Raw genomic sequence first — 19,451 nt, forward strand, 5'->3', positions numbered from 1 at the left:
CCGACGGCGCCACGTCAAGGTCCCGATCAGATGCAACCGTCTTCGCGCCCGGCAGACATGACAACTTCCGAGTCCGAAGTGGCGGCGAGCGCCGAAGCGCGGCAGGGTTTGTCGAGCGAGCGGGCGGCCGCGCTGCAGGCCCAATGGGGCCGCAACGAGATCGCCGCGGTCGCGCGCGCGGGGTGGTGGGAGACCCTGCTCGAAGTCCTGCGCGAACCGATGTTTTTGCTGCTGCTGGGCGCCAGTGCGGTATATCTGGCGCTGGGTGACCGCATCGAAGCATTGACCCTGCTGGCCTTCGTGCTGCTGGTAGTCGCCCTGACGGCGTTTCAGAGTCATCGGACCCGCCAGGTGCTGGATGCGTTACGAGAACTCTGCGCACCGCGCGCGCAGGTCCTGCGCGACGGCACGCTGCAAGCCGTCTCGGCCACCGAACTGGTGCCGGGTGACGTCGTGGTGGTCGGCGAGGGCGCCCGCGTGCCGGCTGACGGCCTGCTGTTCGAGGCGCATGAGCTTAGCGTCGACGAGTCGCTGTTGAGCGGCGAGTCGGTGCCGATCGCCAAGTCGTGCGATGGCACGTTGCCGGAACCGGCGCTTGCCGCAGCCCGGCAGCTGTTCTTCGGCTCAATGGTCGTGCAGGGCCAGGGACGCATGATCGTCAGCGCCATCGGGGCCTCCACCGCGCTCGGTCGCATCGGTGCTTCGCTCGGCGGGATCACCCAGGCGCAATCCCCGCTGCAGTTGCAGGCACGCGCATTCGTCAACCGCTTTGCGATCGTCGCGCTCTGCCTGTGTGTCCTGTTGGCCGTGGCGTACCGCTGGCGTACCGGCGAGTGGGTGCCGGCCTTGCTGGCGGGTATCACGCTCGCCATGGGCATCCTGCCAGAAGAAATTCCCGTGATCATGACGGTTTTCATGGCGCTGGGCGCACGCCGGATTGCTGCCGAGGGCGTCCTCACGCGCCGCCTGAACGCGATCGAGACGCTTGGCGAGGTGTCGGTGCTGTGCGTCGACAAGACCGGCACGCTCACGCAAAACCGCATGGCGGTACGGGTCCTGTTCGCGCAAGGTCAGGAGCAAGTCGTCGACGACACGCTGCCCGAGCTTGGCGAGGCCTATCACGAGTTGCTCGAATATCTGGTGCTCGCCAGCGAGATCGAGCCGTTCGATCCGATGGAGCGCGCCTTTCAACGGGCCGGGCAACGGTACCTTGGCGGTACCGAGCATTTGCACGGAGATTGGGCGCTGGTTCAGGAATACGCCCTGAGCCCGGCCTTGCCTGCGATGTCGCACGGCTGGCACGCGCCGGACCTGAGCCATTATCCGGTCGCCTGCAAGGGCGCGCCCGAAGCCATTTGCGATTTATGCCACCTGGACGAGGCGCAAACCGCCGCGCTGCTTGAGCGTTCGGCGCAAATGGCCAGTCGCGGCTTGCGCGTGCTGGGGGTGGCCCGGGCGCTTCATCCGGGTAGCGAGTGGCCGGCCAGGCAGCACGATTTCGAATTTTCATTCGTCGGACTGGTGGGGCTGCTCGATCCAGTGCGCCCCGAGGCCGCCGAGGCGATTGCGGCGTGCCGCGCCGCAGGCATTCGGGTGGTGATGATCACCGGCGATTACCCGACCACGGCGCAAGCGATCGCGGCCGAAGTCGGTCTCGATGCGACGCGCGTAGTCAGCGGCGCCGCGCTGTCCGAAATGGACGACGCGCAGTTGGACCGGATCATCGACCGGGTTCAAATCTTCGCCCGCATTCAGCCGATGCAGAAACTGCGGCTGGTGGACGCGTTTCGGCGGCGCGGCGAGGTCGTCGCCATGACCGGCGACGGCGTCAACGATGCGCCGGCGCTCAAAGCTGCGCATATCGGCATCGCCATGGGCCAGCGGGGCGCCGAGGTGGCGCGCGAGGCGGCGTCGCTGGTGCTGCTGCGCGACGAATTCACGCCGATTGTCTCGGCCATCCGACTGGGCCGGCGCATCCATGCCAACCTGATGCGCGCCATCGGCTACACGGTGGCGGTTCATATTCCGATGATCGGTGCCACCATACTCCCGGTGCTGGCCGGGTGGCCACCGCTGCTGGCACCGGTGCATGTGGTCATGCTTCAGCTGATCATTGACCCGGTGTGCTCGATCGTCTTCGAGAACGAGCCGGAGCGGGCCGATACGATGCGCCAGGCGCCGCGTCGCCAGGGTGCGCGCCTGCTGTCCAATCGCACCCTGGTGCAGGCCGCGTTGGCCGGTACCCTGGCGACCCTGATCGTATTGGGGCTTTATGCAGGCCTGCTGAGCAACGCCGTCGAGCCCGCGCTGGCGCGCACCTGGGCGTTCGTCGCGTTGGTCGGCGGTAACGTCGCGCTGATTTTCTGGGCGCGCGGCGCGGTGCCGCGGCGGCGTGCTGCCGATGCGCGCCGCCTCAATCTCGCGTTGTGGGGGGTAACGAGCGCCGTGACGCTGGTCATGCTGCTCTTGCTGCTCAGCCCGGCGGTGGCCCGGCTCTTCAATCTGGTCGCGGCCCTGGCGCCGTGAAGGATCGCGTCTATCAGTCCTTGACAGGCACCAGCAGCAGCGGCACCGGCGTCAAATGAGCGACGCGGCTGGCCACACTGCCGAGCAGCCAGCGCGCGATACCGCGCCGGCCGTGCATGCCGAGCACCATCAGATCGGCCTGCCATTGCTGCGCGTCGCGCACGATCGCATGGGCGATATCGTCGTTGGTGGTCTCGGTGCTGATCATTGCCGTGTCGATGCCGCCGGGCGTGCCGGCCAGCAACTGCCGGGCGTTTTCGAGCGCTTGCTTGCCGTCGTCGACGAATGCCTCCTCCAGCATGTGAATCGGTACGAAGTCGGTCAGCCGCACGGCGCGATCGACCACATAAACGGTGCGCAAATCGGTCTGGCCGCTGGTGAGGCGGGCCGCCTGGCGCAATGCCTGGGTGGCGCCCTTGCTGCCGTCGATCGCGCACAGGATGCGGCGCGGCGCGGCCAGCGGCGACGCATCGTATTGGGCCGGAACAACCAGAATCGCACAGCCTGCCATATGAGCCAGAGGCTCCGAGACCGTACCCTCGACCCAACGCAACAGGCCATGATGCTGGCGCGCGCCGACCACCAGCAAGTCGGCATGCCACGCGCCGGCGGCTTTTGTCAGCGCGTGCACGACGTCGCCGCCCTGTTTGGACAGGTCGACAAGTTCGGTCTCGACAGTGCGGCCCTGCTGCGACAAAACGTCCTTGGCCTGATTGAGCGCATCGCCGGCGTCACGCAGCAGTTCGGCGCGCGCCGCGCTCAGCTCGTCGCCGACGAGCGGCGTGATCGGCAGCAGCACGCGGGGATTTTGCGCGACGCTCACCAGGCGGATGTGGGCCTCGGCTGGAAGTAAATGTTGGGTGTAGTTGACGGCATGCAACGATGCCAGCGACGCATCGACGGCGATCACCACCCGGTTGAAGGGAATTGCCGCATTGCTTGCCTGACTCGGGGCGCCCATGATCGTTCTCCGTGAGGGGGGGTCGACAACCGCATTAAAGTTAGCATACTGCGCCTGTCCGAGCCAGGTAGATTGATCCTGGTCATGGCGTGTGTGCGGCGTCGGAATGCGCCGTATCGAGCTCAATGCCATTGTTTCGCTGGTTGGATCAGCAACGCCGCCAGGCCTTGGGCCTGATCCTCGCGAAATATCGTCAGTCCCAGCGGCATGGTGTCCTGTGCCAGCTGTGGCTGCGGCAGGTAGCTGCCGAACAGGCGATCCCACCAGGAAATGTGGAAACCGTAATTCGTATCGTGCGCCTCGGGCCGCACCGAGTGGTGAATGCGGTGCATATCGGGCGTCACGAACACCCAGCGCAGCGCCGCGTCGAGCCGGGAAGACAGGCGCAGATTGGCATGCGTGATCAGCGAAAAACTGCTCAGCACGATTTCGAACGCCGCAACCGCCGCCGGGCTGGCGCCAAGCAGCAGCACCGCTACGATCTTGATGCCCATCGACAACAGGATCTCCAGCGGATGGAATCGCACGCCCGAGCTGACGTCGAGCGCGATATCCGTGTGATGCACGCGGTGCAGGCGCCACAGTATTTCGATCCGGTGCATCAGGCGGTGTTGCGTATAGATCGTCAGATCCAGCGCGACAAAAGCGATTGCCGCGGCGGCCCAGGGGGCAACGTGCAGTAGATGCAGCAGACCGAAGTCCTTTTGGCGTGCCCAAAACGCGGCGTCCACTGCGAGCCAGGGCAGCAGCAGGCGCAGGCACAGGACATTGATTGCTCCCAGGCCAAAATTAACCGGCCAGCGCCGTTGGCGCATCGGTGACGCAGCGTGTTGCGGCCAACGATATTCGGCCATGGCCAACAACGCCAATAAGGAAAGAAAAGTCAGGAGACGGACGGCGGCCTGGTTCATGATCGCATGGCTGGGTACGCGGGTAGGGCGCTGCAACGTTTGCAGGCCTTGGTGCATTAGTCGCCGGCCGGCTCTCAACATTACATGTATCGACGTTTTTATGTTGGCGCGTCAGACCCGGTACGGGGACTGCCGCCCGAGCCCGCCTGATTCGCGCCAGGCGCAATCAAACGTAATATTTTTGCGACCCGTTCGTCTTACTAAAGCGCGTTGTCGTAACGCAATCTCTTTCATTTCATCTTTTGCGGAGCATGGCCATGGCAAACCCGTTTGCCCGTTTGACCAAATCATTGATTGCACCGGCAATTACCCTGTTGGCTGCCGGCACAGCTTTTGCCGGCACCGGCCTCGCGCAGCCCGCTACGACGCTGCCCTTCGAGACGCATGCAGCGTTCTTCTCGCGCGAGACGCGTCAACCGAAGCCGCTCGATCCGCAAGTGTTCGTTCGGGCTCCGGGCGCGCCAGCGGCTGTGGGGCCGCAGGGCATCCGGCACGTGGCCGGCTACCGCAATGCCTTGCTGGCCGACAAGGCGACGCTACCGGTGTTTTCCGCGGACGGCCGCGCGCTGGGCTTCGATCTGGGGCAATGGCTCGGAGCCCGCGGCGAGGTGGTGCTAATGCCGCTGCCGTCCGGTGGGGAGAAAGTCATCGCGGTCTTCGCTGGCTTGAAGCCGGGGGGCGTCTACAGCCTGTTCGAGAATCATTTCGATCAAAAGCCGATTGGCTTCACGCCACTCGATGGCCGTGGCGCCGATAACAACTTCGTTGCGGGCAAGGACGGACGCGGCGCCATAACACTTGCCGCACCGCATGCACTGACCAGCGTCAATGCTGTGCTGTTGGTGTATCACGCCGACGGCAAATCGCATGGGGTGTCGCGCGGGGCGATCGGGGTGACGGCGCAACACCAGTTGATCGCCAAGCTGCCGTGAGGCCCATCGGCGCTCTCTTGTAATAATCCCTGGGGTCGCCCGTCAGATGAGCATGATATGCGGCGCGCTCGAGAGCGCAGCGTCGGATACTAATGGTTCGACGCATTGCGTGCGGCGAGCCGAGCCCGGGGATGGATCATGACGCGTCACAAGATCGCTGTGCTGCTGGCTTTATGCCTGGGTTTGGCGGTCTTCTTTTTGTTCGGGTTCGAGCGCTATCTGAGTATCGAATTCCTGAGCGTCAGTGTGCACGCGGTGGGCAAGTACGCCCAGGCTCATGCAATCGCCGCCATGACGGCTTACTTCGTGCTTTACGTCGTCGCCGCCGCGCTGTCGCTGCCTGGTGCGGCGGTTCTCACGTTGGGCGGCGGCGCGCTGTTTGGCCTGGCGCTCGGTACATTGCTGATTTCCTTTGCGTCGACCATCGGCGCGACGCTGGCTTTCCTGGGCTCACGCTACCTGCTGCGCGACTGGGTCGTCGGTCGCTTTGGCCGCAGGCTCGAGGCCATCGATGCCGGGCTCGCGCGAGATGGGGCGTTTTATTTGTTTATGCTGCGCCTGGTGCCGGCATTCCCGTTCTTTCTGATCAACCTGTTGCTCGGCCTGAGCAGGATGCGCACGCGCACGTTCTACTGGGTCAGCCAGCTCGGCATGTTGCCGGGCACGCTGGTCTACGTGAATGCCGGCACTCAACTGGCGCGGATTCATTCGCTCTCGGGCATTCTGTCGCCGGGTCTGCTCGGCGCCTTCGCCATGCTGGGTGTGTTTCCGCTGCTCGCAAAAGAGCTGGTCGAAATCCTGCGCGCGAGAAGGGCTTACGCACGCTGGCCCAAGCCGAGCCGCTTCGATCGCAATCTGATCGTCATCGGCGGCGGCAGCGCCGGACTCGTGACCGCCTATATTGCCGCGGCCCTCAAGGCCAAGGTCACGTTGGTCGAGCAGCACGCAATGGGCGGCGACTGCCTGAACACCGGCTGCGTGCCATCCAAGGCTCTGATTAGATCGGCCCGACTGCTCGCGCAGATCGCCCGTGCGGGGGAATTCGGCATTCGCTCGGCTCGCGCCGAATTCGATTTCGCCGACGTCATGCAGCGCGTGCAGGCGGTGATCGCGGCGGTCGCGCCGCATGACTCGGTGGAGCGATATACCGGTCTGGGCGTCGATGTCGCGCAAGGCCGCGCCCGTATCGTCTCGCCGTGGGAAGTGGAGATTACCGGCAGCGACGGCCAGGTTCGGCGCCTGAGCACGCGCAGCATTGTGATCGCCGCCGGCGCGCGCCCGGCGGTGCCGCCCATCCCCGGGCTCGACGATGTCGGCTATCTCACGTCGGACACGGTCTGGCGCTTGCGCGAGCTGCCGCGCCGGCTGGTTGTGTTGGGCGGCGGGCCGATCGGCACCGAGTTGACGCAGGCTTTTGCGCGTCTCGGTGCGCAGGTCACGCAAGTGGAGATGGCAGCCCGCATCCTGATGCGTGAAGATCCGGAGGTGTCCGACATGGTGACCCGCCGGTTTCAGGCCGAAGGTATCGCCGTGCTCGCCGGACATCGTGCCAGGCAATTCGTGGTCGAGCGCGGCGAAAAAATCTTGATTGCCGAGCACGATGGCCACGACCTCCGTATCCCTTTCGATGCCGTGCTGGTGGCTGTCGGGCGCGCGGCGAATCTGACTGGCTACGGCCTGGAGGATCTGGACATCCCGGCCACCCGCGTGGTGTCGACCAACGCCTTTTTGCAGACGCGCTATCCGAATATCTACGCCGCCGGCGATGTGGCGGGGCCCTTTCAGTTCACGCACACGGCGGCTCATCAGGCATGGTACGCAGCCGTCAACGCGCTGTTCGACCCGTTCAAGAAATTCAAGGCGGATTATTCAGTCATTCCGTGGGCCACCTTCATCGAACCGGAAATCGCCCGCGTCGGCCTCAACGAGCTGGAAGCGCGGGAGCTAGGCATTGCGCATGAAATTACGAAGTTCGACATCGGCGAGCTGGATCGCGCGATTGCCGACGGCGCAGCGCACGGCTTCGTCAAAGTGCTGACGGTGCCAGGCAAGGACCGGATTCTGGGCGTGACGATCGTCGGCGAACATGCCGCCGAGCTGATAGCCGAATATATATTGGCGATGAAGCATGGTATCGGACTCAATAAGATACTCGGCACCATCCACATCTACCCGACCATGACCGAGGCCAACAAATACGCCGCCGGCGCCTGGAAGCGGGCGCACGCGCCGCAGCGCGTGCTTGCATGGCTGGCGCGCTTTCATGCCTGGCGGCGCGGAGCGAGTGCGTGAGCCGGGACGACGCGTCGGCCGTGCATCGCTCGTTCGTCATCGTATTGCGTGCTGCCGCTAGCGCAGCGTGTCGCGCAAGCGAGTGAGATCTTCGGGACGATCGATATCCCACAGCGGCGGCAGTTCGGCCCAGTGAACGCGCGCGGCCGCGAGGCGCTCGCGGGTGATGCGCATGACATGCGCGGTGCTCCATGGGATGTCGTGGAAAGCGGCGTGCAACAGCGTGGCGAGGTGCTCGTCCGGCGTGGCGAAAACACCGACCAGGACATAGCCGCCGTCCTCGGCCGGAATGAATACCGCCGGCGTGTCATGGTCAAGTCGGTCGGCCGCTTCATGCAGGTGCGCGGTCGTCAGCACCGGGCAATCCGAACCGATCAGCAAAACGCGCCGGTAAGTGCCGAGCGAGGCGCGCAGTGCCGCAGCCATGCGCTGGCCGAGATCGTCGCCGGTTTGCCGATGAACCGGCAGGGCGAACTCGTCGGTGCATGCGCGCAGGGCCGCGTCGGCGGTGTCGCCGGCGATCCATAGCGAAGCCGAAGCGCCGGTACCGGTGACCGTGCGCAGCGTGCGAACCAGCAGGTGCTCATGCATCGCGGCCGCGCCGTGGGCACCGAGCGCGGCGACCAGGCGCGTTTTCACCAGGCCTGGGACCGGCGGCTTGGTGAACACCGCGATATGACCGTCAGCGGGAAAGACCATCGGCTTGATGCTCCCTGGGCGCGGCCGGGGCTACCGGCAGGCTGCCATACCAGCGCGCCAGCGTGGCCGGTGCCACGCCGCAAACGTAAGCCAGGCGCAGTCCCCACATGAGTGCAATGGTGCGCCACACACCGCGAGTCTCCCAGCGCCGCCCCGAGGTAATGACCGGCGTGTCGATGCACGCCGGCGGCGAGATGCGCCTGAGGCGCTTGCTCAGTGCGATGTCCTCCATCAGCGCGATCGGCGCAAAGCCGCCCGCCTGCTCGAATGCGAGGCGTGTGACGAAGATGGCCTGATCGCCGGTCGCCACGCCGGTGATCCGGGAGCGCAGGTTCATCATTGCCGCGACCACGTGCAATAGCCGATGGCGGCTCTCGATGCATACGTCGAAGCGGCCCCAGACACGGGTTCCGTCGCACAGCGCGGCGCTTACCAGTCGGTCGGCACCGGCGGGCAACAGGGTATCGGCATGCAGAAACAGCAGCACGTTGCCGTGTGCCAAGGCAGCGCCGGCGTTCATCTGCGCGGCACGGCCGCGTGGCGCCCGCTCCAGTTTGTCGGCATGAGGCGCCGCCAGCTCGCGGGTCGCATCGTCGCTGCCGCCGTCGACCACGATGATCTCGGCGCCCAGCGCGCGCAGCGGCGCAAGCCGGCGCAGCACGACGGCGATGCCGCTCGCCTCATTGAGTACCGGCACGACGATCGACAGAGCGATTGACGTCTTATTCATATTTGGCGAGCAGTGCGGCCAGCCGCGCCTTGGTCTGCGCCGGCGCGTCGGCCAGCGGTGTAACCAGCGCGGTGCGCAGCGCATCATGCGCGGCCGATGCCAGCGGCGCGTCGGCCAGCAACTCGATGGCACGATAAATGACTCGCTGGGCGTTGGCTGCATTGCGCCCCAGGTTCGCGATGGCCGACTCGACTGTCACACTCTCGTGGGTCGGATGCCAGCAATCGTAATCGGTCACCAGTGCCAGGGTCGCATAGGCAATTTCGGCTTCGCGCGCGAGCTTGGCTTCGGGCAGATTGGTCATTCCGACGACCGATGCCTGCCAGCTGCGGAATAACTGCGACTCGGCATAGGTCGAAAACGCCGGCCCGTCGATGCAAACATACGTGCCGCCCCGGTGCAGGCGAACCTCGGGTGCGGCTTGGGCGGCGGCGGTCGCGATCAGGTCGGCGAGTGCCGTGCAAACCGGCTTGGCGAAAGCGATATGCGCGACGATGCCTTGTCCGAAGAAAGTCTGCTCGCGCCGGTGCGTGCGATCGATGAACTGATCGGGCAGCACCATGTCGAGCGGGCGGATCGCCTCCTGCAGGGAGCCGACTGCCGATACCGAGATCAGGTAGCGCACCCCGAGTTGTTTGAGTGCATGAATATTGGCGCGGTAGGGCACCTCGTCGGGCAGCAGCGAGTGATGGCGGCCGTGGCGCGCCAGGAACGCCACGCGCGCGCGGCCTAGCCGGCCGGTAATGAGCGCATCCGATGGCGGCCCGAACGGGGTGTCGAGCGTGATTTCCTCGATGTCCTGAAGTTCGGCCATGCGATACAGGCCGCTGCCGCCGATGATGCCGAAATCAATCTGCTCCATATTGCGCCTTTGTGGTTGCATGAACGGGTTCGAACGCGCTCATCGGCACATTGCTTCGAGCGGCACGCCCTTGCCCTCGACCCCCCTGAAATACCAGGGCACCATGGCCAGCGCGCCGATCAGCCAGAACGAGGCCAACAGCATTAGCGCGGGCATCATGCCGAAATGGGTTGCCACCGCCGTCAGCGCCAGCGGCGCGCCGAACGCGCCCAGGCGTCCCACGGCGACCGACAGGCCGATGCCGGTCGAACGCAAATGGGTCGGGAAAATCTCGGAAAAAGTCGGGTACGCCGAGATCCAGCTGCCGGTGGCAAACAGGTTGGCCAGGGTAAAGGCGGCCAGAACCCAGCGCCAGTCGTGCGTCTGGGTCGCCGCGGCCATCAGTAAAACGCCTGCCGCGGCCAGCGCATAGGCGATCGGCACAGTCAGCTTGCGGCCCGCGCGATCGAGCAGTAGCGCGACGGTTACCCCGCCGAGCAGGGCTCCGACGTTGCCGATCAAGTAGAACCATGGCACGAAATGCGTACTGACATGCACCGCCGGCAAAATGAACAGCGCCAGAAAGGCAAACAATCCGTAGTAGCCGGCCGCTTCCGAGAAGTCGAGCAGGCTGCCCAGCGCCAGCCGCCACGGATAACGCTCGATCAATTCGCGCGTTTGCATCCAGAAGGTTGCGCGATCGGGGGTGTTGGCTGCTTGCCTGGGCCGGCCGTTGCCTCTGGCACGTGAGTCGAAACGGCCCTGTTCGACCTGCTCGACGACGGCCGAGGCCTCGTTCAGATTGCCGTGCGCCGCCAGCCAGCGCGGCGACTCCGGAATATAGCGGCGCGCCAGCCCGGCGCACAGCGCGATCAGCGCACCGAAGCCGAACGCCGCGCGCCAGCCGACATCGGGCGGCAGCCGGTTGATCAGGAACAGCGTGACGAGTGCCGCCAGAATCGCTCCCAGCGACCAGAAATTCATCACCGTGGCGTTGGTTTTGCCGCGATGGCGGGCCGGAATGAATTCGCTGATCGCCGCGTTGATCGCCGCATATTCGGCCCCCACGCCGATTGCGGTGAGCAGGCGCAGCACCATCAGCGACGGGTAGTTCCAGGCAAAGGCCGTCAGGAACGTGAACGTCCCGTACATTGCCAGGGTCACGACGAATAGCCGCTTGCGTCCGAAGCGGTCCGCCAGATAGCCGAACACGTAGGCGCCGAACATGATACCGACAAACCAGATGCTGAGCACCCAGGACGCCTGCAGATTGCTCAGATGCCATTGGTCGCGAAACACCCCGATCACGTTGTTGACGATGGTCACCTCGAAGGCGTCGAGCAGCCAGCCCACGCCCAGCGCGATCGTGATGGCGGTGTGTACCTTGTTCCAGCTGGCCCGATCGAGCCGGGCGAAAAGCAGATTCATTGGCGTGTGTCTCCGGAGGTTGGCGCTGTCTGGCGTGTCTCGAACGCTATTCGGCGGGCGCCGTGTCAGCAGGCGGCATCGGCTTGGCCTGCTCGCCGGCTTGCCGCAAAAAGAGGAGGTTTTGCCGGAAGTGCCGGCAACCCGGGCACATCATCAAATGAAATTTATAGCTGGCGCGCTCGGCCGGGGTCAGTGCTTCGTCGAGCGATTTCGAGGCGAGGCGGGTCGCTTCCTTGCAGCTCAGCATGTGGGCTCCTTGGTGTCGAACCAGCGCGTTTGCAGACACACGCGCAAGGTCATGCGGGCGCGATGCAAAATGACGCCGCAATTGGTTTTCGAGATGCCCAGCTGGGCGACAACCTCGTCGACGCCGAGCCCCAGAAACTCCCGCATCATGAAAACGCGTGCTGTATTGACGGGCAGGCGATCCAGACAAGCCTGGAATACCACCCAGAACTGCTGGCGAGACAGCGCGTCTACCGGATCGCCCCAGGCCGCGGGGCGCTCGTGTTTCGCCCAGTGGCCCCGGTCGTCGAACAACCCGTCGAAGGTGTCTTCGGGAATGTCGTCGACGTCGATCTCCAGGGGCACGAAGCGCGAGCGCGCGCGCAGGATGTCGATGATCTTGTTCTTCAGGATCGCGAACAGCCAGGTGCTGATCTGCGCGCGGCCCTCGAAGGTCGAGATGCGCGCCATGGCCGCTACCATGGCGTCCTGGACCGCATCTTCGGCAGCGGCCACATCGCGTAATTGCAGTTCGGCAAAACGCAGCATGTCCCGCCGCAGCCCGGAAAGTTCATGATAAGGATCTTCGCCTGCCAAATCGTTCATGGATCAGAGTGGTGAAGGGAGGGCGTTTGCGAATCACCCGATCGGCGGCGGAACCATCGGCCGCCGCTGCGCGCCCGACCATGATACTGTCGGTGCCCCGTGTGTCGAGATGCCGCGCCGACCGGCGACGCAGCCCACCCGCTTGCCTATTGGACGAGGATGCCCAGGGTTTATTACAGTGCGCGCAAAAATGGCGGTACTTCGCTCGACCGGCCGATGGCGGGGCGCTGGCGGCCATGGCAAAACCGTGAAAAGCTATGCAAAGCGGCCGGGGATCTTTGCCGCGCCGGTGTAAGAAAGCCGCGTCTGGCCCGTCAAACGAGAGATGGATCTTCACCTTCGCCCGGTAACCAGCCATGCACAATACATTCCCGCTGCTGCAAAAAACGGATTTCCCCGCGCTGCGCCGCCGCGCGCTCCAGACGCTGCAGGTCAACCTCGGGTATCGCTGCAACCAGTCCTGCGTGCATTGTCATGTCGCGGCAGGCCCGCACCGCACCGAAACCATGAGCCGGGAGGTGATCGACACCGTGCTGGCGGTACTGGCTAAACATCGCGTTGGCACACTTGACTTGACCGGCGGCGCGCCTGAGCTCAACCCGAACTTTCGCTGGCTGGTCGCGCAGGCCAGGGCCGTGGGCGTGCATGTGATCGACCGCTGCAATCTGACCATTCTCGAAGTCGCTGGGCACGAAACCTTGGCCGATTTCCTGGCAGGCCAGGGCGTCGAGATCGTCGCTTCGTTGCCGTGCTACTCGATGGAGAACGTCGACAAGCAACGCGGCGACGGGGTGTTCGAGTCGAGTCTTCGCGGCCTGCGCAGGCTCAACGCATTGGGCTACGGCATGCCGGGATCCGGGTTGTCCCTGAGCCTGGTCTACAACCCCCAGGGCCCCGTGTTGCCGCCGCCGCAGCAAACGCTCGAAGCCGACTATCGCCGCATTCTGGGCGAGCAGTTCGGGATTGTCTTCACGCGTTTGATCACCATCACGAACATGCCGATTCAGCGGTTCGGCAGCACCTTGGTGTCGAGAGGCGAATTCGCGTCTTATATGGCGTTGCTCAAGCAAAGTTATCAGGCTGTCAATCTCGACGGCGTGATGTGCCGGGAGCTGATCAGCGTCGATTGGCAGGGGTATTTGCACGACTGCGATTTCAATCAGATGCTGGGCATTGCGCTCGTGCAGGACGGCCGGCACCGCGTGCCGCTGTCGATCCTGCTCGACGAATCGCTCGAGGGAAACCCGATCCAGGTCGGCGAGCACTGCTACGGATGCACCGCCGGGCAAGGCAGCAGTTGCTCTGGCGCGTTGGCCGCGGCAGGTTGAAAAAGGCAGCGCGCCGCCATCGCTGCGGTTGCGCCGCGGGACAACCCGTTTCGGGGGCGGATCGGTGTATCCCACGAAATGTCGCAATGGTCTAGAATCGGATTCCATCAGGCCGAGTCGGACCGCGGGCGCAGCGGGGAGCCGCGGCTGCCTCGGTCGGCGGCCGGACAGCGCGTTCGGACCGTATCGGCTGCGCCACTTTCACGCCTTTTCGCTGGAGACCAAATTGCCTAGCCTACTGCCCAACATCGATCCCGACGGACTGCTCGAATATTCGGTGGTGTACACCGATCGTGCGGTCAATCATATGTCTGCCCTGTTTCAAGGGGTGATGAAAGACATCTCGAACACGCTGAAGCAGGTCTATCACGCCCATTCGGCGATCATCGTGCCCGGCAGCGGCACTTTCGGCATGGAAGCGGTCGCGCGGCAATTCGCGACCGGCAAGCGATGCCTGGTGATCCGCAACGGCTGGTTCAGTTATCGCTGGACCCAGATTTTCGAGATGGGCGGCATCCCTGCCGCCACCCAGGTGCTGAAGGCGCGGCCGGTCGAAGACGGCCCGCAGGCGGCGTTCGCGCCGCCGCCGATCGACGAGGTGGTAGCGGCGATCAAGGCCGGCAAGCCCGAGGTGGTGTTCGCGCCGCACGTCGAAACCTCCTCGGGCATCATCCTGCCCGACGATTACGTGCGCCAGGTCGCCGATGCCGTGCACTCGGTGGGCGGCCTGTTCGTGCTCGATTGCATTGCCTCCGGCGCAATCTGGGTCGACATGCAGGCATGCGGCGTTGACGTGCTGATCAGCGCGCCGCAAAAGGGCTGGAGCGCTTCGCCGTGTTGCGCGCTGGTGATGCTCGGCGCTCAGGCGCGCGAGCGCATCGACGGCACCGTCAGCACCAGTTTCGCCTGCGACCTGCGTAAATGGCTGCAAATCATGGAGTCGTACGAGCAGGGCGGCTTCGCCTATCACGCGACGATGCCGACCGATGCCCTGATCGGCCTGCGCGACGTGATGGCCGAAACGGCGGCCTATGGCTTCGATAAGGTGCGCGCCGAGCAACAGATGCTGGGCGATCGGGTGCGTGCGCTGCTGGCCGAGCGAGGCTTCAAGAGCGTGGCCGCGCGCCGCTTCGAGGCGCCGGGCGTGGTGGTCAGCTATACCGACGATCCGGCCATCCAGTCGGCCAGGAAATTCGTCTCAGCCGGAGTGCAGGCCGCCGCCGGCGTGCCGCTGCAGTGCGACGAGCCGGCCGATTTCAAGACCTTCCGTATCGGTCTGTTCGGTCTCGATAAACTGCACCACGTCGAGCGTAGCGTTGCGACGCTGGCCAAGGCGCTCGACGCGATCGCCTGACATTCATGGCGCCGTCAGAGCCGACTCCAACCCACGACGCGCGGGCCGCGGATGCGCTGCACGGTTTCGTGGCGCGCCATCCGCGCTTGCTGGTGCTCTCTGGCGCGGGTCTGAGCACCGCCTCGGGGATTCCCGGTTATCGCGACGAGACGGGCGCCTGGCGCGGACGGCAGCCGATTCAGCTCAAGGAATTTCTTGGCTCCACACTGGCGCGTCAGCGCTATTGGGCGCGCAGCCTGCACGGCTGGCCGGTGGTGGCGCAGGCCGCGCCGAACCCCGCGCACTATGCGTTGGCGCGCCTTGCCGAAGCGGGGCATGTGCGGCAGCTGGTCACGCAAAATGTCGACGGTCTGCATCAACGCGCCGGCAGCGGGGATGTGATCGAGTTGCACGGCAATATCGGGCAGGTGATCTGCCTGGCTTGCCGGACCAACCATGCGCGCGCCGACATCCAGGCGGTGCTGGTGGCAGAGAATCCGCACTTTGCCGAGCGTGCGGCTGCCCGGTCGGCCGAACCGGCGCCGGACGGCGACGCGGACCTCGAAGTCGAGAATTTCGAAACGTTTCGTATTCCGACATGCCGGAACTGCGGCGGCATGCTCAAGCCTGACGTGGTGTTTTTCGGCGAGAACGTGCCGCTCGAACGCGTCGATGCCGCGCGGCGCGCGCTCGAGCAGGCCGACGCGCTGCTGGTGGTCGGATCTTCGCTGATGGTGTTCTCCGGCTATCGCTTCTGTGTGCTGGCCAGCCAGTGGGGCAAGCCGATCGCTGCGGTCAATCTTGGGCACACCCGAGCCGATCCGCTGCTCTCGCTCAAAGTGCGGCAGCCTTGCAGCGAAGCCCTGACGGGACTGCTCGAGCGGCTTGGCCTGGGGCAGAAGGCAGGGGCTGTTCTCGACGCCTGAACCGCTGCCGGTCCCGCTGTTCCGATTTCGTCAATTCGGCTGCGCGTGCTCGCCTCGCGTCGTGCGTCGGATCGCCTGCGGCGGCTGGCCGAAGGCACGCAGGAACGCGCGGCGCATGCGCTCGCGATCGCCGAAGCCGGTCTCGCGGGCGATCACGTCGATCGGGTGCCGTCCCGACTCCAGCATCAGACGTGCGGCTTCGAGACGCAGATGCTCGACCGCCTTGGCCGGGGATTGCCCGGTCTCGGCACGAAACGTCCGGCTGAACTGACGGGGACTCAGGTGGGCCGCCTCGGCCAATTGCTCGACCGACAGGGCTGTGTGCAAATGCTGCTTGGCATAGGCCAGCGCAGTCTGAATGCGATCGGACCTCGGGGCCAGTTCGAGCAATGCCGAAAACTGCGACTGGCCGCCGGCGCGGCGGTGATAAACCACCAGCTTCCTGGCCACCTGCCTCGCTACCTCGACACCAAAGTCTTTCTCCACCAGCGCCAGCGCCAAGTCGATGCAGGCGGTCATGCCGGCAGAAGTCCATACCGGGCCGTCGATAATGAAAATGCGGTCTTCCTCGAGTGCCACGTTCGGATAGTCGTGCCGGAATTTCGCCGCGAAAAACCAGTGCGTGGTTGCGCGTCGGCCGTCGAGTATGCCGGCCTGGGCCAGATTGAACGCGCCGGTACAGGTTGCGCCGATGCGGCGGCTGGTGCGCGCGGCCTGTTGCACAAAGTCGAGGAGAGCCGGTGACGGTTCGATGATTTCGTTGTCGCCGACCACCAGGACGGTATCGAAGCGACTCTCGTCGAATGGCTGCGTATGCACCGCGAATCCGGCCGATGCCGGCACGGGCCCGCCGTGCTCCGAGAGCAGCGCCACTTCATAAGCAGGCTTGCCAAGCGCAAGGTTGGCGAATTCGAACACCGTCGAGACGGCAAGGTTCATGACCTGAAACCCAGGGTACAGGACGATACCGATGCGCAGCATGGTGTTCCTCATGTGATGGCTCAAAAAGTTGCATATATGACATTTGAGTCATCGCATTATGCGCCTATTCTCCACGTCATGCAGGCCGATACGGGATCGGCCGCCGCCTCGACTGCAAACATGGAGCAATGCAATGACCCAAAGCACAGAACACAATGCGGACCAGGGCACCGCCCTGATCACCGGTGCGTCGTCCGGTATCGGCGCCGTCTATGCGGACCGATTGGCCCGGCGCGGCTACGATTTGATTCTGGTGGCACGCAACCAGGATCGCCTCAACGAACTGGCCCGGCGCCTGACGACCTCGACCGGCCGCTCGGTCGAAGTCATCGCCGTCGATCTCGGCGCGCCACAGGGCGTGCGGCGCGCGGAGCAGATATTGCGTACCGACGCCAGCATCACGATGCTGGTGAACAACGCGGGTATCGGCGGCGCCGGGCCGCTGCTCCAGGCCGACGTCGATCGCATGCACGCGATGATCGATCTGAACGTGACGGCGCTGATGCGCCTGACGTATGCGGCTGCCCCGCAATTCGTCGCGCGCGGTGGTGGCACCATCGTCAATATCGCCTCGATGGTTGCAGTGGCGCCCGAGATTCTGAATGGCGTGTATGGCGGCAGCAAAGCCTTCGTGCTTGCCTTTAGCCAATCGCTGACGCATGAACTCGCCTCGCGCGGCGTGCGTGTGCAGGTTGTGCTGCCAGGCGCCACTCGCACGGAGTTCTGGGACATTGCCGGTCAACCGGTCGATCACTTGCCGCAGGAGATTGTCATGAGCGCCGAAGACCTCGTCGATGCCGCGCTCGCGGGTCTCGACCTGGGCGAGTTCGCAACCGTGCCGTCGCTGCCCGACGCAGCCCATTGGCAAGCTTTCGAATCGGCCCGCGTCGCGCTCGGACCGAACCTGTCGCGCTCGGTGCCGGCGGCGCGTTATGGGGTAGGTAGAGTGGCGTGATGCACCCGAGCATCGCTCGGCCAGATTTCGGCGGGATGCTGCGCGTTCATCGAGCCGGTTCGACAGCCGGTACAGGCCGAGCTTCGCGAATTCGGCAATGAAGGCCGGCGGCCTCGCCGGCTACGCCGGGGCCTTGCCGCGCTTGCGCGGCGCGGCCCACCGCCCCACACAGCCTTGCATGATGGCCTCGATCAGCAGATGCAACATCGTTCGCTCGCTGACAGCCGGTGCGAATAACCGGAATTCCGCATCGGGCAGAACCGGCAGGCCTTGCTCGGCGTTCAGCACGACGAGCTCGGGCGTGATCTGGCTGGCCGGCATCGGGGCCAGCGCGAAGCCGGCTTGCGCGGCCGCGCGAAGGCTGGCCATGCTGGTGCACACCATTGCGGTGCGCTGGGCCATGCCCGCCTGGGCCAGGCGCGCCAGGGCGGCCTCGCGGTAAGGACATGGCTCGGGAAACAAGGCCAGCGGCAAGGGCGCCGGCAGATTGCGACTGGCCTGAGCCGACCATCCCCACACCAGCGGTTCGCGCCACAGCAGCCGGCCTGGCTCGCGAGCCTCGCACTGCGAACCGATCACCAGGTCGAGCGTGCCTTGCTTCATCAGCGGCAGCAGCGCGCCGGGAATGCCGACCTGCACGTCGATTTCGGCCCCCGAGTGCCGATCGACGAAAGTCTGCAGTACGCGCAACAGCGGCAACTCGGCGAAATCCTCCGATACACCCAGGCGGATGCGCCCCTGGAACGGCGCACGGGTCAACTCGGCCAAGGCATCGCGATTCAACGCCAGAATCGCGCGGGCGTAACCGATCAGGCGTTCGCCGTCCGGCGTGATTTCCACCGAACGGGTCGTACGCCGCAGCAGCGGTTTGCCGATTTGCTCTTCCAGCCTGTGCAGATGGCCGCTGACGGCCGACTGGGTCAGGTTCAGATGCGCAGCGGCTTTGCTGAAACCGCCTTCGTCGACCACGGCAACAAAACTGCGCAGCAGCAGGGGGTCTAACATATATTTTGTTTCAAGATTAATTTGATAAAAATATACTGTTTATATATCGAATGAAAATATGTTGCAATGACTTGGTTGTCCTCTTCCCGATAGGTGGCACACCATGACGACGCTCTTGCACATTGAGTCTTCCCCCCGCAAGGATCGATCGGCTTCGCTTGAAGTTGCCGATGCGTTCATCACAAGATATTTGGCCAGACGGCCTGCGACAGAGATCGACACGCTCGATCTGTGGGGCTGCGGACTGCCGGAATTCGATGAACACGCAATGCAGGCCAAGTACGCCGGACTCTCCGGGGCGGCCTTGAGCGCGCCGCAGGAGGCCGCCTGGTCGACCTTGCGCGAGCTTGCCAGTCGCCTGCACAGGGCCGACGTGCTGGTGTTTTCGGTACCGCTGTGGAATTTCAGCATCCCTTATAAACTCAAGCACTTCATCGATCTGGTCTCGCAAAAGGATCTGCTTTTCGCCTTTGACCCCGAGCGCGGCTTCGACGGTTTGCTGCGCGACAAGACAGCCGTGACGGTCTACGCGCGCGGCCTGGATTACTCGGCGCAGTCAATCACGCCGGCAGAGAACTTCGATTTTCAGCGCCCCTATCTGGAAGCATGGTTGAAGTTCGTCGGCGTCTCGACAGTACACGCGGTGACCGTCGAAAAAACCCTGTTCGGCAGCGATATCGATCGCGGCGCCCGTTTGTGCGCGATTCAGGAGGCAAGGCAGTTGGCGGAGACCCTCAGCGATTGATGGGGGCCGGGCGCGGGCGGCATCGCA

Annotated in this window: 18 protein-coding genes; 8 read left to right on the top strand and 10 right to left on the bottom strand. The window is 64.7% G+C overall.

What is annotated here, in order from left to right; translation table 11 throughout:
* Positions 1–57: 57 nt before the first annotated feature.
* Complete coding sequence (locus PATSB16_RS06770; RefSeq protein ID WP_047213327.1) at positions 58–2,526, top strand: cation-translocating P-type ATPase; 2,469 nt, start codon at positions 58–60, stop codon at positions 2,524–2,526.
* Positions 2,527–2,539: 13 nt separating this feature from the next.
* Here PATSB16_RS06770 and PATSB16_RS06775 read toward each other — a convergent pair whose 3' ends face one another.
* A complete protein-coding gene (locus PATSB16_RS06775; protein WP_047213329.1) occupies positions 2,540–3,487 on the bottom strand; it encodes a universal stress protein in 948 nt (315 codons plus the stop codon).
* A gap of 122 nt (positions 3,488–3,609) precedes the next feature.
* Positions 3,610–4,341 carry a sterol desaturase family protein gene (locus PATSB16_RS06780; RefSeq protein ID WP_206093673.1) on the bottom strand — a complete coding sequence of 244 codons (732 nt, stop codon included), beginning with the start codon at positions 4,339–4,341 and terminating at the stop codon, positions 3,610–3,612.
* 314 nt (positions 4,342–4,655) lie between these two features.
* Between PATSB16_RS06780 and PATSB16_RS06785 the strand changes: the two genes are divergently transcribed.
* A complete protein-coding gene (locus PATSB16_RS06785) occupies positions 4,656–5,330 on the top strand; it encodes a hypothetical protein (protein ID WP_047213331.1) in 675 nt (224 codons plus the stop codon).
* A 138-nt stretch (positions 5,331–5,468) separates the two neighbouring features.
* Positions 5,469–7,622 (top strand): FAD-dependent oxidoreductase, encoded by a 2,154-nt coding sequence (locus PATSB16_RS06790; RefSeq protein ID WP_047213332.1) that lies wholly within the window; start codon positions 5,469–5,471, stop codon positions 7,620–7,622.
* A gap of 57 nt (positions 7,623–7,679) precedes the next feature.
* On the opposite strand, the gene PATSB16_RS06795 is transcribed toward PATSB16_RS06790, so the two are convergent.
* From PATSB16_RS06795 to PATSB16_RS06820, 6 genes are read right to left on the bottom strand one after another with little or no spacing between them, the layout of a single operon-like run.
* Entirely contained in the window at positions 7,680–8,321 is a 642-nt protein-coding gene (locus PATSB16_RS06795) for a TIGR04282 family arsenosugar biosynthesis glycosyltransferase (protein WP_047213334.1), read from the bottom strand.
* Positions 8,305–9,051: a TIGR04283 family arsenosugar biosynthesis glycosyltransferase gene (locus PATSB16_RS06800; RefSeq protein ID WP_047213336.1), complete on the bottom strand. Its 747-nt coding sequence runs from the start codon at positions 9,049–9,051 to the stop codon at positions 8,305–8,307. The genes PATSB16_RS06795 and PATSB16_RS06800 overlap by 17 nt, the downstream gene beginning before the upstream one ends.
* Positions 9,044–9,934 carry an S-methyl-5'-thioadenosine phosphorylase gene (locus PATSB16_RS06805; RefSeq protein ID WP_237170314.1) on the bottom strand — a complete coding sequence of 297 codons (891 nt, stop codon included), beginning with the start codon at positions 9,932–9,934 and terminating at the stop codon, positions 9,044–9,046. Before PATSB16_RS06805 ends, PATSB16_RS06800 begins: the two co-directional genes overlap by 8 nt.
* 18 nt (positions 9,935–9,952) lie before the next feature.
* The gene (locus PATSB16_RS06810; protein WP_047213339.1) at positions 9,953–11,320 is read right to left on the bottom strand and encodes an MFS transporter; all 1,368 of its coding nucleotides are present in this window, start codon (positions 11,318–11,320) and stop codon (positions 9,953–9,955) included.
* A 46-nt stretch (positions 11,321–11,366) separates the two neighbouring features.
* Positions 11,367–11,567 (bottom strand): zf-HC2 domain-containing protein, encoded by a 201-nt coding sequence (locus PATSB16_RS06815; RefSeq protein WP_047213341.1) that lies wholly within the window; start codon positions 11,565–11,567, stop codon positions 11,367–11,369.
* On the bottom strand, positions 11,561–12,151 hold the full coding sequence (locus PATSB16_RS06820; RefSeq protein WP_047213342.1) for a sigma-70 family RNA polymerase sigma factor: 591 nt from the start codon (positions 12,149–12,151) through the stop codon (positions 11,561–11,563). The genes PATSB16_RS06815 and PATSB16_RS06820 overlap by 7 nt, the downstream gene beginning before the upstream one ends.
* Before the next feature lie 356 nt (positions 12,152–12,507).
* Between PATSB16_RS06820 and arsS the strand changes: the two genes are divergently transcribed.
* From arsS to PATSB16_RS06835, 3 genes are all read left to right on the top strand, one after another.
* Positions 12,508–13,479 carry an arsenosugar biosynthesis radical SAM (seleno)protein ArsS gene (gene arsS / locus PATSB16_RS06825; RefSeq protein WP_047213344.1) on the top strand — a complete coding sequence of 324 codons (972 nt, stop codon included), beginning with the start codon at positions 12,508–12,510 and terminating at the stop codon, positions 13,477–13,479.
* A gap of 226 nt (positions 13,480–13,705) precedes the next feature.
* Positions 13,706–14,833, top strand: coding sequence for an aminotransferase class V-fold PLP-dependent enzyme (locus PATSB16_RS06830; RefSeq protein ID WP_047213346.1), 1,128 nt, complete (start codon positions 13,706–13,708; stop codon positions 14,831–14,833).
* A 5-nt stretch (positions 14,834–14,838) separates the two neighbouring features.
* A complete protein-coding gene (locus PATSB16_RS06835) occupies positions 14,839–15,738 on the top strand; it encodes an NAD-dependent protein deacetylase (protein ID WP_047213347.1) in 900 nt (299 codons plus the stop codon).
* A 30-nt stretch (positions 15,739–15,768) separates the two neighbouring features.
* Here the strand turns inward: PATSB16_RS06835 and PATSB16_RS06840 are convergent, their stop codons facing one another.
* Entirely contained in the window at positions 15,769–16,719 is a 951-nt protein-coding gene (locus tag PATSB16_RS06840; RefSeq protein WP_047213349.1) for a GlxA family transcriptional regulator, read from the bottom strand.
* Positions 16,720–16,852: 133 nt separating this feature from the next.
* On the opposite strand from PATSB16_RS06840, the gene PATSB16_RS06845 reads away from it, so the two are divergent.
* On the top strand, positions 16,853–17,674 hold the full coding sequence (locus PATSB16_RS06845) for an SDR family NAD(P)-dependent oxidoreductase (protein WP_047213350.1): 822 nt from the start codon (positions 16,853–16,855) through the stop codon (positions 17,672–17,674).
* A 120-nt stretch (positions 17,675–17,794) separates the two neighbouring features.
* Here PATSB16_RS06845 and PATSB16_RS06850 read toward each other — a convergent pair whose 3' ends face one another.
* The gene (locus tag PATSB16_RS06850) at positions 17,795–18,679 is read right to left on the bottom strand and encodes a LysR family transcriptional regulator (RefSeq protein WP_047213351.1); all 885 of its coding nucleotides are present in this window, start codon (positions 18,677–18,679) and stop codon (positions 17,795–17,797) included.
* Between the two features lie 103 nt (positions 18,680–18,782).
* Between PATSB16_RS06850 and PATSB16_RS06855 the strand changes: the two genes are divergently transcribed.
* Positions 18,783–19,424: an FMN-dependent NADH-azoreductase gene (locus tag PATSB16_RS06855; protein WP_047213353.1), complete on the top strand. Its 642-nt coding sequence runs from the start codon at positions 18,783–18,785 to the stop codon at positions 19,422–19,424.
* Positions 19,425–19,451: the final 27 nt, after the last annotated feature.

This window comes from Pandoraea thiooxydans, assembly GCF_001931675.1.
Classification (GTDB): domain Bacteria; phylum Pseudomonadota; class Gammaproteobacteria; order Burkholderiales; family Burkholderiaceae; genus Pandoraea; species Pandoraea thiooxydans.

Bases quoted from the DNA above. Each gene is read 5' to 3' on its own strand.
- PATSB16_RS06775 (WP_047213329.1), bottom strand. From the start codon at position 3,487: ATGGGCGCCCCGAGTCAGGCAAGCAATGCGGCAATTCCCTTCAACCGG.
- PATSB16_RS06845 (WP_047213350.1), top strand. From the start codon at position 16,853: ATGACCCAAAGCACAGAACACAATGCGGACCAGGGCACCGCCCTGATC.
- PATSB16_RS06850 (WP_047213351.1), bottom strand. From the start codon at position 18,679: ATGTTAGACCCCCTGCTGCTGCGCAGTTTTGTTGCCGTGGTCGACGAA.
- PATSB16_RS06805 (WP_237170314.1), bottom strand. From the start codon at position 9,934: ATGCAACCACAAAGGCGCAATATGGAGCAGATTGATTTCGGCATCATC.
- PATSB16_RS06810 (WP_047213339.1), bottom strand. From the start codon at position 11,320: ATGAATCTGCTTTTCGCCCGGCTCGATCGGGCCAGCTGGAACAAGGTA.
- PATSB16_RS06785 (WP_047213331.1), top strand. From the start codon at position 4,656: ATGGCAAACCCGTTTGCCCGTTTGACCAAATCATTGATTGCACCGGCA.
- PATSB16_RS06840 (WP_047213349.1), bottom strand. From the start codon at position 16,719: ATGCTGCGCATCGGTATCGTCCTGTACCCTGGGTTTCAGGTCATGAAC.
- PATSB16_RS06780 (WP_206093673.1), bottom strand. From the start codon at position 4,341: ATGGCCGAATATCGTTGGCCGCAACACGCTGCGTCACCGATGCGCCAA.
- PATSB16_RS06835 (WP_047213347.1), top strand. From the start codon at position 14,839: ATGGCGCCGTCAGAGCCGACTCCAACCCACGACGCGCGGGCCGCGGAT.
- PATSB16_RS06855 (WP_047213353.1), top strand. From the start codon at position 18,783: ATGACGACGCTCTTGCACATTGAGTCTTCCCCCCGCAAGGATCGATCG.
- PATSB16_RS06795 (WP_047213334.1), bottom strand. From the start codon at position 8,321: ATGGTCTTTCCCGCTGACGGTCATATCGCGGTGTTCACCAAGCCGCCG.
- PATSB16_RS06790 (WP_047213332.1), top strand. From the start codon at position 5,469: ATGACGCGTCACAAGATCGCTGTGCTGCTGGCTTTATGCCTGGGTTTG.
- PATSB16_RS06815 (WP_047213341.1), bottom strand. From the start codon at position 11,567: ATGCTGAGCTGCAAGGAAGCGACCCGCCTCGCCTCGAAATCGCTCGAC.
- PATSB16_RS06800 (WP_047213336.1), bottom strand. From the start codon at position 9,051: ATGAATAAGACGTCAATCGCTCTGTCGATCGTCGTGCCGGTACTCAAT.
- PATSB16_RS06770 (WP_047213327.1), top strand. From the start codon at position 58: ATGACAACTTCCGAGTCCGAAGTGGCGGCGAGCGCCGAAGCGCGGCAG.
- arsS (WP_047213344.1), top strand. From the start codon at position 12,508: ATGCACAATACATTCCCGCTGCTGCAAAAAACGGATTTCCCCGCGCTG.
- PATSB16_RS06820 (WP_047213342.1), bottom strand. From the start codon at position 12,151: ATGAACGATTTGGCAGGCGAAGATCCTTATCATGAACTTTCCGGGCTG.